The sequence below is a fragment of the Paraburkholderia bannensis genome (genome assembly GCF_014200455.1).
Taxonomy (GTDB): domain Bacteria; phylum Pseudomonadota; class Gammaproteobacteria; order Burkholderiales; family Burkholderiaceae; genus Paraburkholderia; species Paraburkholderia bannensis_A.
In genome coordinates this window covers 40,859-53,388 of record NZ_JACHBW010000002.1, presented here as the reverse complement: position 1 = coordinate 53,388, position 12,530 = coordinate 40,859, and the positions used below count along the sequence as shown (strand labels likewise).

Here is a 12,530-nt window from a genome sequence, read left to right as displayed (position 1 = left end):
CGGGCATTTTTTACGTCAGGCGGGTGTGTGCCTTTCGATACGCCTCGTTCGCCTCCCGCTTGCCGATTGCGATCACCAGCACGATTAGCTCGTCGTCGATGACCTGATAGATCAAGCGATAACCCGAAGCGACGAGTTTGACCTTGTAGGCGTCGCCCATGCCTCCCAATCGCGCCGATTTGACGCGCGGCTTCATCAACCGCTCGGTTAGCTTCTTCGTGAACTGCCGTCGAACAGTGGCATCGAGGCGCTCCCATTCCTTGAGCGCATCTTCGTGAAAATGCAAGTTATAGGTCTTCGAGCTTGACTCTCACTGTCTTGCGACCGTCGTTCATACGGGAACGCGCAAGCTCCGCGAGCTCGATGTCTTCGAGCCGGTCACAGATGGCTTCCCATTCGCTTGCGGGAATCAGGTAAGCAACCGGCTTGTTCCGGTTGAGGATTGCGACGGGACCGTCGGCTTGTTCGATCGCTGCCATGGGGTTCACCTTCAGTTCGCTGATGCCAATCGATGCTCTTGCCAGGATGCTTTCCATTTTGCGGATTTCCCAAATGAAGCGAACAGGTCGCAGGCGGCGCGTGGTGACGCCGGTCAATAGACCGGATTATAGGTCGATTAGTTAGTCGCATATTTGGTCTCCACGACCGCGCATGATCTATCGCGTGGTGGCGACAGTTGCTGGGCACCGATCGCGTGCCTCCATCCCCCGTCCCATGTCATTGGCCGAATTGCCCACATTTCCCCGTCCTGATCCATCGATCGTGAGTGGCTCACCTTCGAAATAATTCCAACATCGGAGAAGGGTTCACGCGATGCGTGTTCCCGCAGTGATCCAGACGCAATCCATCGGCATACGACAGGCGGCGCAGGCCGCATTCCTCATCAGGGGCATAGCTTGAACATTCGCAAATTCATCGGTGGCAATAGCCGCGACGCTCTGCGCCTCGTGCGCGAAGCGCTGGGTGCGGACGCCGTCGTCCTGTCGAACCGCACGCTCGACGATGGCACGGTCGAAATCGTCGCGCTCGCGGACAGCGACCTCGCGGCCATCGCGCCGGCGGATGCAGCGCGCCTCGGTGCAGCGCAACCGCAATCGTCGTCGCCATCCCAGGCGCTCGCCACGCGCATGCAGCGCGCAGCGCTGCCCGGCGCCGCGAGCCCGATGAGCGCGCCCGCCACGGCAGCTTCGCCCGCAGCGTCCGCCGCCGCCGCGAGCTTCGGCAACCCCTACGCGAGCGGCGGCATGCCCGACGTGTTCTCGTCGGTGTTCGGCGCGAGTCCGGAAGTGGGCGTGGAACCGGGCGCCGCAGGTGCGGACAGCAGGAGCGGCGCCTATGGCAACGATCGCGACGATGGCAACGATGGCAACGATAGCGACGACGATCACGCCGACGACCTCGGCGTCTCGCTGGCGCAATCGCTGCAACCGAAGCCCGCCAAACCGGTGAACGCCCCCGCCTCGCGCGCCGCCGCCGGTCAGGCCGCGCAGCAATCGACCATGCCGCCGACCTCGCAGACGATGGCTGCCTCGCCGTTCGGCACCTTCCCGGCCAACGGCGCAGCAAACCGCCCGGCCTCGACCTCGAGCGCCGCACGCGAAGCCGCTGCGCTGCTGGAGCAAGCCGTCGCGCAACCGTTCGGCGAACCGGCGAGCGCGCCGCGCACGATGGCCGAAACGAATCCCTGGCTGATCGACCACGCGCGCCGCATCGCCAGCCAGCAGAATCAGCAAAACCAGCAGGAAAGCGCCAAGGTGCCCGGCATGTCGCCGTCCGCGGCCATGGCCAGGGGTCTGGGCATGACCGCCGATCCCGTGCATCCCGCCGATATCGAAGCAAGCCAGCCGCAATGGGCGCTCGAAGCGGCCCACGCCGCCGCCCGCCGCGCTGCGCGCAGCATCGGCCAGAGCGCCGACGCTGCCGGTCCGGCGCCGTCCGAACAGGCCGCCGCAGCGGCAGCCGCGAACACGGCGCAAACGGTGAGCGAAGCGATCCGCTCGCGCATCGAGCAGGTCGTTAACGAGACCGTGATGAACGAGCTTGCGTCGATGCGCGGCATGATGGAAGAGCAGTTCGCGGGTCTGCTGTGGGGTGAGCGCCAGCGTCGCAGCCCGGTGCAGGGCGCGCTCACCAAGCAGCTGTTCGCAGCGGGTTTCTCGGCGCAGCTCGTCAAGATGATGATCGAGCGTCTGCCGGATGTGGAAACCGAAGAAGCCGGCATGGAATGGGTCCAGTCGGTGCTCGAATCGAATCTGCCGGTGCTCGAAGACGAAGAAGCGCTGATGGAGCGCGGCGGCGTGTTCGCGCTGATGGGCCCGACGGGCGTGGGCAAGACCACCACCACCGCGAAGCTCGCCGCGCGCTGCGTGATGCGCTTCGGCGCCAGCAAGGTCGCGCTGCTCACCACCGACAGCTACCGTATCGGCGGCCACGAGCAGCTGCGCATCTTCGGCAAGATCCTGGGCGTTTCCGTGCACGCGGTGCGCGACGGCGCGGATCTGGAGCTCGCGCTCACCGAACTCAAGAGCAAGCACATCGTGCTGATCGACACGATCGGCATGAGCCAGCGCGACCGCGCCGTGGCCGACCAGATCGGCATGCTGTGCGGCACGGGCCGCCCGGTGCAGCGTCTGTTGCTGCTCTCGGCGACCAACCACGGCGACACGCTCAACGAAGTGGTGCAGGCCTATCAAAGCGGCCCGGACGAATCGCCGCTGACCGGCTGCATTCTCACCAAGCTCGACGAGGCCACCAACCTCGGCAGCACGCTCGATACGGTGCTGCGCTACAAGCTGCCGGTGCACTACGTCTCGACCGGCCAGAAGGTGCCTGAGAACCTGTACGTGGCCACGCGCCGCTTCCTGATTCGCAGCGCCTTCTGCGTGCCGCGCGACCGCTCGCCGTTCGTGCCGCACGAGGACGACATTCCGGCACTGCTGTCGGCGCTGTCGAACCGCTCGAATTCGCAAGCCCACGAGGTCCGGTTTGGATAAGTTTGTGATCGATCAGGCAGAAGGCCTGCGGCGGCTGCTGGCGCGCGAAGGCTCGCGGGTGATCGCGGTGACGGGCGGCCCCGGTGCGCCGGGACGCACGACCGCCGTGATCAACCTCGCAGCGGCGCTGACCGCGCAAGGCAAGGACGTGCTCATCATCGACGAATGCCTCGGGCCTCGCTCGGTGAGCGGGCTGCTCGGCGGCGTGCGCGGCGCGGGCAACTTCGCGGCGGTGATGCGCGGCGAGATGGCGCTCGACGAAGCGGTGGGGCGTCACGCCCTGGGCTTCGGCGTGCTGGCCGCCTCGCGCGAGCACCGCGCGCAGTACACCAGCGCGCAGTTGAACAAGGTGCTGACTGGTCCGGCCGATTTCGTGCTGATCGATGCGCAGCTCGACGCTGAAGGCGCGCTGTCGCCGCTCGCGATGCATGCGCATGACCTGCTGATCGTGATGCGTGTTTCCGCGCAGGCGATCACCGATGCCTACGCCTGCATGAAACGGCTGCACTTCGCGCATGCGATCGGCCAGTTCCGCGTGCTGGCGAACCACATCGAGCATGGACCGGAAGCGCAGGCTGCGTTCGAGAACCTCGCCGGGGTGGCCAGCCGCTACCTGACGGTGTCGATCGAAAACGCGGGCTGCGTGGCAGCGGACCCGCATATGCCGCGCGCGGTGCAACTGTCGCGCTGCATCGTCGATGCATTCCCGTCGACGGCGGCCGCACGCGACTTCCGTCACGTCGCTGCCGAGCTGCCGCACTGGCCGATGCGCCCCGCGCTGTCGGCCCGTTCGAGCGGCTCGGGCCGCTCGAGTTTCGCCGAGGCGGTGGCGGCCGATAGCGCCCAGGCGTCGGCGTCGAAGGTGGAAACCGCGCCTGCGGGCGTGGCGGCTGCCGCGGTATCGGCGCTCGCGAGCGCCCAGGCGGGGCACGGCAATGCCGCTGAATCATTTGTTTCGACCGTCACTGGCGTTCCATCCGCGCCTGCGTCGGCCCATGCAGGATGGCGGGCGGACCCGCCCGTGCCTCGCCCGACGCCCCAACACGCTTGACGTGGGTTTCGAGAGCGCAGGCAAGGGAAACAAGCGATTAATTTGCATGGGATCGCAGCGGGCGTAAAAGCCTTGGGCTGCGGTCGAAAGGAGAGCACGATGTACAACGCTCAAGGAAAGATTTCGCAGGCCGACGTGCTGGCGAAATACGCGCCGCTGGTACGGCGCCTGGGTCTGCAACTCGTGGCGAAAATGCCCGCGAGCGTGGATCTGGATGACTTGATCCAGGCCGGCATGATCGGCCTGATGGACGCCGCCAACCGCTACAAGGAAGACCAGGGCGCACAATTCGAAACCTATGCAAGCCAGCGTATCCGCGGCGCGATGCTCGACGAGCTGCGCAGCAACGACTGGCTGCCGCGCAGCCTGCGTCGCACCTCGCGCGAGGTGGAAAGCGCGGTGCACAAGGTCGAGCAGCGTCTGGGCCGCTCCGCGAGCGAAACCGAGATCGCCAACCATCTGGAAATGCCGCTCGACGAATACCAGTCGATGCTGCAGGACCTGCATGGCAGCCAGCTGATCTACTACGAAGACTTCGACCGCTCGGCCGACGACGAGCCGTTTCTCGACCGCTACTGCGTCGATCACTCGGACCCGCTCTCGGCGCTGCTCGACGACAGCTTGCGCGGCGCGCTGGTCGAAGCGATCGAGCGCCTGCCCGAACGCGAAAAGCTGCTGATGTCGCTCTACTACGAGCGCGGCATGAACCTGCGCGAAATCGGCGCGGTGATGGAAGTCAGCGAATCGCGCGTGTGCCAGCTGCACAGCCAGGCGGTGGCGCGACTGCGCACGCGTCTGCGCGAGATGGCGTGGGCCGGGCAGGAGAACTGAACAGGCTTGAACAAGCACGGCGCCGCGAGATCGGCGCTACGGGGAGGGGGAAGCCGGAGCGTGTGAGCGCTTCGGCTTTTTTCTTGGGGGGCTTGTGTCACGCGCGGGTGCGTGCCGATGTGTCGGCCTCCCGAGACCCAAACGCAAAAAGCCGAAGCACCCAGGCCTCGGCTTTTCCCATCATCTTTTACGGATCAGTCAGTTACAGCCCGAACTGTGGCAGGCGGCCATCCGGCCCATACAGCATCGAGGTGCCGCTATTCGTTTCGCCGCGCAGGATCGCGAGCGCCCGGCGGTTATGTTCCATGCGGGTGCGCACCATCATGCCGATGGTCAGATTCTGGCGGCGCGCACGCTCGGTCGAACCCTTGAGCAGTTCCCATTGACCCGACAGACGCGTGTCGCCGGCGCAGGCCATTTCGATGCCCTTGCGCCCGGTCGGCAGCCCGAGGCCCTTGAGCTGCGCGTCGCGCACCTTTTCGAGACCGGACATGCGTTGCGTGAGCGTCGTCTTCTGCTCGACGATCTGCGGCAGCGAATCCATGCCGTCGGCCGTGGTGAGCGCCTTCTCCTCGAAGGCGAGCAGCGAGGCGAATGCCTCCACCGCGGCGTGTTCGTCGATCAATGTGGCGAGAAGAGCGTCTTTCATCGGGTACCACCGTTAAAGCGGGTTGTGAGGGACGGCCCGCCGCCGCGCTGTCTGGCTGACTAGCTGCCGGAAGCAGCCGGCTTCACCAGGCCGCGCGCCGTTTCCAGAATGCCATCGGCGATCTTGCCGGTGTCGATCTGCAGCGTGCCGTTCTTGATGGCGTCCTTGATCGACTGGACATGCGCCGTGTCGATGTCGGCCGAGCCGCTCGCCGCGAGCGAACGCAGCGAGGAAGAAAGGTTGGAAAGGCTCACGTTGGCGTCCGAGCTCGTGCTTTGAGCGCTTGCGGCGCTCGCGGCCGGGGCGCTGGACGTCGCGCCAGCGGTCGTCGCAGTGCTTGCGGTTTCGCCTTGTTGCGCGCGCGTCAGGCCATCCTGCAGCGGGAGCGCGTCATTGCGGTTGGAGGTGTCGATTTTCACGATGGGGCTTCCTGATCCGTATGGCCTTGATAACGGCAAGGGGGCGCGCGAACTTTAGCGCGAATCTCCAGCCGTTACACGATGTTACGTGTCCTTACGCACATAGCCATCCTGGGCATTTTCGGGCCCGATCGCGATGCGTTCTGCATCGGGTCCGGCGTCGATCGGGCGTCGTTCGGATCTTGACTCGTCCCTAAATCTGCACCTGCACCGTTGCGGCGTCTTTCACCACGCCGCTAATGATCTGTCCGTTGGGCGTGCGCACGCGCACCAGCTGGCCCGGCGCGGCGTTGTTGAGCACGCTGCCTTCCGAGGAAATCGTGAAATTCGCGCCGACCGCGATCACCTTGACCGTCTGGCCGATCACCACCGACGAGGCGCTGCGCAGCATGTCTGAGCGCAGCGGCAGGCCCGAGGTGATGCGCATGAGCGCTATCGCGCCGTTGGCCTGGGAGGGATCGGTGATGACGGTTTGCGGCAGCGTCGAGAGATCGCCGTCGCGCGGCACGAAGTCGACGGCGGACAGCGCCTCGCCCGGGTTGATCTGGCGCGATGCGACGTAATAGGTGATCTGCACGACCACGCGGCCCTGCACGTAGAGCGTCCACGGCTTCGCACCCACGCAGCGCACGCCCACCGTGGTGCGGCCGAAGCTGCGCGCGCCGGGCGGCATGAACGGTTCGAGCGCGTCGCAAGCCGCGAGGCCGCGCGGGAACACCGGCGCGACGCTCACTTCGACCTTGCCGGGCAAACCCGCCGACTGTTGTTGCAGGTAGGCGAGGGCGGCGGCGCGGATGCGCTCGCCGTCTTCCTGGCCGGGCGGCACCGGCTGGACGGCCTGCACGGCTTGGGCGACTTGCACGGACTGGCCGTAAGCCGCCGCGCCCGGCACGACGACCGGCGTCACCGCGCGCGACGGCGCAGCCACGCTCACGCGCTGGAAGCCGCCGGCGGTGGCATTCGGATTCATGTTGGCATTCATCGCGGCGGGCGGCACGCGCATCGGCTGCACGGCGCGCACGATCGCGGGGCGCTGCAGGGACGAGGTAACCGGTGCGGCTGGCGTACCCGGCGAAGCAATCGTGACGATCTGCGGCGCGTCGCTGGCGCCGGCGTTCTGGGCGACGGCGGTGCCGCGCTCGCCCGCTCCGGGAATCGAAATCATGCCGCTCTGGGCGGCGGGGGCCTGCGCTGCGCGCGCGTTCGCGCCATAGGACAGCGACTTCGCGATTTCCGCATACGCCGCGGCGTTGGCGGCGGCCTTGCTCTTCGAGGGCTCGTTGAGCATCGCGCTCATGCGTTGCGCGTCTTCACCGGCGCGGTCGCCAGGACCCGCGATATAGATCTGCTGGGCCGATGCGTCGCTCTGCGCGCTGGCCGCGCCGCTGGCAAGCAGGCTCGACGCCGCAATCAGCGCGGCCAACGCGGCCCAAGCGGCGCGCCAGGCGGGTTGGCGGACCGAACGGCCGGGCGCGAGCCTTGTCGCTGCCGCGCGGTGGGCGCGCAGGTGAGCTGTCTGCGGCATGGTCGTTCTCTCTCGATTGCATTGACACGCCTCGCATTCTAGGTGGCGCGCCCGGCTTCCTGGCGTTGAATAGAGGGGCGAGTTACCGGCTATTCGTCCGATTGGTTCTTGCGTACCCCGCCTAACATTCCTCTCCATGCGAAAAGGCCTGCGCGTTCGATCCAAACAACGGATGCGCGATGAATGCGCCGACGCAGCCTTTCATTTCGTGTAACGGAGAACGCCCGATGCTGGACAAACTCGACGCCGAATTCGCCTTTGGCCGCGAAGCGCTCGATGTGCGCGCGACGCGCCAGGCGCTGCTGTCCTCGAACATCGCGAACGCCGACACGCCGGGTTACCAGGCGCGCGACGTCGATTTTTCGGCTTCGCTCGCGGGTGCGCTCAGGCACGCGGGCGCGGCCACCCCGGGCGGCGCAGCGTCGTCCGCCACCGGCACGTCCGCTACCGGCACGTCCGCCACCGGCAACTTCCAGCCGCTCGCGCTCGCGCAACCGGCCGGCGTGACGAGCGGCATGTCGATGGCGACCACCGAAGCGGGTCACCTCGCGGGCAACGCGAAGCTGATCGCGACCGGCGGCCCGGCCGATACGTATTCGAGCCCGGTGATGTACCGCATCCCGACGCAGCCCGCGCTCGACGGCAACACGGTCGATCTCGACACCGAGCGCGTGCAGTTCGCGGACAACGCGCTGCATTTCGAATCGGGCATGACCGTGGTGTCGCAGCAGATCAAGACGATGCTCTCGGCGATCCAGTCGGGTTCGAGCTAAGCCGTCCTTGACCGCCTGACACAGCAAACGTTTTAAGCCAGCAGCACCGACACGCACCGACCCGAGGTCAACGAAACCATGCCATCCCTCATGAATATCTTCAGCGTTGCCGGTTCCGCCATGTCGGCGGAATCGCAGCGCCTGAACGTGACGGCGTCCAATCTCGCCAACGCCGACAGTACGACCGGCCCGGACGGCCAGCCCTACAAGGCCAAGCAGGTCGTGTTCGCGGTCAATCCGCTCGGCGGCGCGCGCAGCGCATCCGGCCAGCAGGTGGGCGGCGTGAAGGTGACGGGCGTGATCGACGATCCGACGCCGATGAAGCAGACCTACGACCCAGACAATCCCGCCGCCGACGCCAACGGCTACGTGAGCATGCCGAACGTCGATCCGGTGCAGGAAATGGTGAACATGATTTCGGCGTCGCGCTCGTATCAGGCCAACATCGAAACCCTGAACACCGCCAAGACCTTGATGCTCAAGACCCTGACGATCGGCACGTAAGCGACTCAAGCAGACCTGAGCCGGCGCAGGACCGGGAACCACACCACACGCTACCCAGCAACAGACAGCGTATCCGAGGAGAACGCGTTGACCTCCAGCAACACCACCATCGGCGGCAGTTCCGCCACCGTTTCGCAGACCCTGCTCGACACCATGAACGGTACGTCGGCCAGCTCCTCGAGCTCGTCGTCTGCGACCAGCGGCAGCGATCTGCAACAGACCTTTCTGCGCCTGCTCGTCACGCAGTTGCAGAACCAGGATCCGACCAGCCCGATGGACAGCTCGCAGATGACCTCGCAGCTCGCCCAGATCAATACGGTGTCGGGCATCGCGAGCCTGAACACCTCGCTCTCGTCGCTGTCGACGCAGCTTTCCGCGGGCCAGAACGCCCAGTCGGCGCTGCTGATCGGCTCGACGGTGCTGGCCGCAGGCAGCACGGCAACGGTTGCCAGCGGCGCGTCGCCGCAGCTCGGCGTGCAGCTCACGTCGGCCGCCTCGGACGTCAAGATCACGATCACCAACTCGGCGGGCAAAGTCGTCAACACGCTCGACCTGGGCGCGCAGTCGGCAGGCACCGTGCCGGTCACCTGGAACGGCACCGACTCGTCGGGCGCAACGGTTGCCGACGGCGACTACACGATCAGCGCGAGCGCGACGGTCAACGGTCAGGCCACCGCCGCGACGGCGCTCGTCGCGAGCAAGGTCAACGCCGTGATCCAGCAATCCGACGGCACGGCGGGCCTTTCGCTCGCCAACGGCAAGACGGTCCCGCTTTCGAGCGTGGCCGGCATTCTCTGAACCCGATAAACGACAGCGCGGAGTAAGCACTCATGGGCTACCAGCAAGGATTGAGCGGCCTCGCCGCTTCGTCGAACGACCTCGACGTCATCGGCAACAACATCGCCAACGCCAATACCGTTGGCTTCAAGCAGAGCGCGGCGCAGTTCGCCGATGTCTACGCGAACACCGTGGCGACTTCGGTCAACACGCAGATCGGTCTGGGTGCGGCGCTCTCCGAAGTGCAGCAGAACTTCTCGCAAGGCACGATCACCACGACCGGCCAGGCGCTCGACGTCGCCATCAACGGCAACGGCTTCTTCCAGATGTCGAACAACGGCACCGTCACGTATTCGCGTAACGGCGTGTTCCAGCTCGACAAGAACGGCTACATCACCGATGCCGCCGGCAACGATCTGATGGGCTACGCAGCCGGTACGAGCGGCGTGGTCAACACGGCGCAAACTGTGCCGCTGCAAGTGCCGACGACCAACATCGCACCGGTCGCGACCACCAGCGTCACGGCGCAGCTGAACCTGAACGCGCAGGCGAGCACGCCCACCGACACGACCTTCAGCGCGACCGATTCGGCGAGCTACAACTACTCGACGTCGATCACGGCCTACGACTCGCTTGGCGGCAAGCAGCAGGTCAACATGTACTTCGTGAAGGGCGGCACGGACGCGAGCGGCAACCAGCTCTACACCGTGTACTCGGGCGTGTCGGGCGGCACCACGTCGCAAGTCGGCACGATGTCGTTCAACTCGTCGGGCTCGCTGGTCTCGTCGACCGACACGGCGGGTGTGGCCACGGGCACGGGCCAGATGACGCTGCAGATCGGCACGGCGGGCGGCAAGCTCGCGGACGGCGCGGCTTCGATGGCCGTCACGCTCGACTTCAAGGGCACCACGCAGTACGGCGGCACCAACGGCGTGAACAACCTCGCGCAGGACGGTTACGCCAGCGGCACGCTGTCGAACTTCACGGTTGGCTCGGACGGCACCATCACCGGCAACTACTCGAACGGCCAGACCAAGACGCTCGGTCAGGTCGTGCTCGCCAACTTCAACAACCCGAACGGCCTGCAGAACCTGGGCGGCAACCAGTTCCAGGAAACCGCGGCTTCGGGCGTGGCGCAGGTCTCGACGCCGGGCAGCACCAACCACGGCACGCTCACGGGCGGCGCGGTGGAATCGTCGAACGTCGATCTGACCAACCAGCTGGTCGACCTGATCACGGCGCAACGTAACTACCAGGCCAACGCGCAGACCATCAAGACGCAGCAGACCGTCGACCAGACGCTGCTGCAGATGTAAGCACGTTTGTCTAACTTCGCACCGGGCACATCATGGACCGACTGATTTATACCGCGATGACGGGCACGAGCCAGGCGCTCGAGCAGCAGGCCGTCGTCGCGAACAACCTGGCCAACGTCTCGACCACGGGCTTTCGCGCGCAGCTGGCGAATTTCCGCTCCGTGCCGATGTCGTTCGGCGACGGTTCCACCGTCAACGATTCGACCACGCGCACCTTCGTGCTGTCGGCGACCCCAGGCTCCGACATGACGCCCGGTGCGATTTCGAAGACCGGCAATCCGCTCGATATCGCGATCCAGGGCAACGGCTTCATGGCCGTGCAGACGGCGGACGGCAACGAGGCCTACACGCGCGCGGGCAATCTGCACGTCGATGAAAACGGCCAGCTCGTCACGGCCAGCAACCAGCAGGTGATCGGCGGCGGCGGCCCGATCGCGGTGCCGCCGGGTTCGGCGGTGACGATTGGCTCCGACGGCACGGTGTCGGCGCTTGCCCCGGGAAGCCCGTCCAGCGCCATCGCCATGATCGACCAGATCAAGTTCGTCAATCCGCCCGCGGGTTCGCTCCAGCGCGGCGACGACGGCCTGTTCCGCACCGCCGACGGCAATCCGGCCGATGCGGACCAGACGGTCAAGATCGCCACCGAATCGCTCGAAGGCAGCAACGTGAATCCGGTCGCCGCGATGGTCTCGATGATCACCAACGCGCGCCAGTTCCAGATGCAGACCAAGCTTTTGCAGACCGCCGACCAGAACGAACAGAGCGCTAACCAGCTGCTCAATTTCAGCTAAGTATTTTTAGGCCGCCGGTCTCGCACCAAGCAGACTACGCGCCGGGAGAAAGACACCGTGAACCGATCGCTCTACATTGCCGCTACCGGCATGAACGCCCAGCAGGCGCAGATGGACGTGATCTCGAACAACCTCGCGAACGTGAGCACCAATGGCTTCAAGGGTTCGCGCGCCGTGTTCGAGGACCTCATGTACCAGACGCTGCGTCAGCCGGGTGCGAACTCCACCCAGACCACCGAAATGTCGTCGGGCAGCCAGGTCGGCACCGGCGTGCAGCAGGTCGCCACCGAGCGCCTTTACACCCAGGGCAACCTGCAGCAGACCGGCAACTCGAAGGACGTGGCGATCAACGGCGCGGGCTTCTTCCAGGTGCAGATGCCCGACGGCACGACGCAGTACACGCGCGACGGCTCGTTCCAGACCAACTCGCAAGGCCAGCTGGTGACCGCGAGCGGCTATCCGGTGCTGCCCGCCATCACGGTGCCGGCCAACGCCACCTCGCTGACTATCGGCAGCGACGGCGTGGTGACGGTGACGACGCCGGGCTCGACCGGTAACACCACGATCGGCTCGCTGCAGGTGGCGATGTTCATCAACCCGGCCGGTCTGCAAAGCAACGGCGAAAACCTGGTGTCGGAAACGGCCTCGTCGGGTGCGCCCACGGTGACGACGCCGGGCCTGAACGGTTCGGGCTCGCTCAACCAAGGCTACGTCGAATCGTCGAACGTGAACGTGGTGCAGGAACTGGTGAACATGATCCAGACGCAGCGCGCCTACGAAATCAACAGCAAGGCGCTGACGACGTCCGACCAGATGCTGCAGACCCTGAGCCAGATGCAGGTCTAAGCACCGCGCGCGGCACCGCAGGACTTTTGAAGCAACCGCAATAGCAGTACGCAAT

Annotated in this window: 13 protein-coding genes and 1 pseudogene; 9 read left to right on the top strand and 5 right to left on the bottom strand. The window is 65.9% G+C overall.

Translation table 11 applies throughout. The features are described from left to right. Positions 1-10 precede the first annotated feature (10 nt). Entirely contained in the window at positions 11-286 is a 276-nt protein-coding gene (locus F4827_RS03260; protein ID WP_183721517.1) for a type II toxin-antitoxin system RelE/ParE family toxin, read from the bottom strand. 1 nt (position 287) lies between these two features. Beyond that, a complete protein-coding gene (locus F4827_RS03255) occupies positions 288-536 on the bottom strand; it encodes a type II toxin-antitoxin system Phd/YefM family antitoxin (RefSeq protein WP_183721514.1) in 249 nt (82 codons plus the stop codon). Between the two features lie 360 nt (positions 537-896). Here F4827_RS03255 and flhF point away from each other — a divergent pair, with 360 nt between their 5' ends. The 3 genes and pseudogenes from flhF (at position 897) to F4827_RS03240 (ending at position 4,875) form a co-directional block, all read left to right on the top strand. After that, positions 897-2,993, top strand: coding sequence for a flagellar biosynthesis protein FlhF (flhF, locus tag F4827_RS03250; protein WP_183721511.1), 2,097 nt, complete (start codon positions 897-899; stop codon positions 2,991-2,993). Further along, positions 2,986-3,825 (top strand): annotated as a pseudogene (locus F4827_RS03245) (MinD/ParA family protein); the annotation flags it as partial. The gene flhF and the pseudogene F4827_RS03245, both read left to right, overlap by 8 nt. Positions 3,826-4,143: 318 nt before the next feature. Continuing rightward, positions 4,144-4,875 (top strand): RNA polymerase sigma factor FliA, encoded by a 732-nt coding sequence (locus tag F4827_RS03240; RefSeq protein ID WP_183721508.1) that lies wholly within the window; start codon positions 4,144-4,146, stop codon positions 4,873-4,875. A gap of 202 nt (positions 4,876-5,077) precedes the next feature. Here the strand turns inward: F4827_RS03240 and F4827_RS03235 are convergent, their stop codons facing one another. From F4827_RS03235 to flgA, 3 genes are all read right to left on the bottom strand, one after another. Continuing rightward, positions 5,078-5,524, bottom strand: coding sequence for a flagella synthesis protein FlgN (locus tag F4827_RS03235; protein ID WP_183721505.1), 447 nt, complete (start codon positions 5,522-5,524; stop codon positions 5,078-5,080). 59 nt (positions 5,525-5,583) lie between these two features. Beyond that, positions 5,584-5,943, bottom strand: a complete 360-nt coding sequence (gene flgM, locus F4827_RS03230) for a flagellar biosynthesis anti-sigma factor FlgM (protein ID WP_183721502.1) — start codon at positions 5,941-5,943, stop codon at positions 5,584-5,586. 193 nt (positions 5,944-6,136) lie between these two features. Further along, positions 6,137-7,468, bottom strand: a complete 1,332-nt coding sequence (gene flgA, locus F4827_RS03225; protein WP_183721499.1) for a flagellar basal body P-ring formation chaperone FlgA — start codon at positions 7,466-7,468, stop codon at positions 6,137-6,139. 227 nt (positions 7,469-7,695) lie between these two features. On the opposite strand from flgA, the gene F4827_RS03220 reads away from it, so the two are divergent. The 6 genes from F4827_RS03220 to flgG all read left to right on the top strand — a co-directional run bounded on the left by F4827_RS03220 (position 7,696) and on the right by flgG (position 12,475). Further along, complete coding sequence (locus F4827_RS03220) at positions 7,696-8,241, top strand: flagellar basal body protein (RefSeq protein WP_183721495.1); 546 nt, start codon at positions 7,696-7,698, stop codon at positions 8,239-8,241. Between the two features lie 78 nt (positions 8,242-8,319). Continuing rightward, positions 8,320-8,745 (top strand): flagellar basal body rod protein FlgC, encoded by a 426-nt coding sequence (gene flgC / locus F4827_RS03215; protein WP_027816059.1) that lies wholly within the window; start codon positions 8,320-8,322, stop codon positions 8,743-8,745. Between the two features lie 153 nt (positions 8,746-8,898). Beyond that, entirely contained in the window at positions 8,899-9,543 is a 645-nt protein-coding gene (locus F4827_RS03210) for a flagellar hook assembly protein FlgD (protein ID WP_183722689.1), read from the top strand. Positions 9,544-9,575: 32 nt separating this feature from the next. After that, entirely contained in the window at positions 9,576-10,838 is a 1,263-nt protein-coding gene (gene flgE, locus F4827_RS03205; RefSeq protein WP_183721492.1) for a flagellar hook protein FlgE, read from the top strand. Positions 10,839-10,870: 32 nt separating this feature from the next. Continuing rightward, complete coding sequence (flgF, locus tag F4827_RS03200; protein WP_183721489.1) at positions 10,871-11,629, top strand: flagellar basal-body rod protein FlgF; 759 nt, start codon at positions 10,871-10,873, stop codon at positions 11,627-11,629. A gap of 57 nt (positions 11,630-11,686) precedes the next feature. Continuing rightward, entirely contained in the window at positions 11,687-12,475 is a 789-nt protein-coding gene (flgG, locus tag F4827_RS03195) for a flagellar basal-body rod protein FlgG (RefSeq protein ID WP_027816063.1), read from the top strand. Positions 12,476-12,530 lie beyond the last annotated feature (55 nt).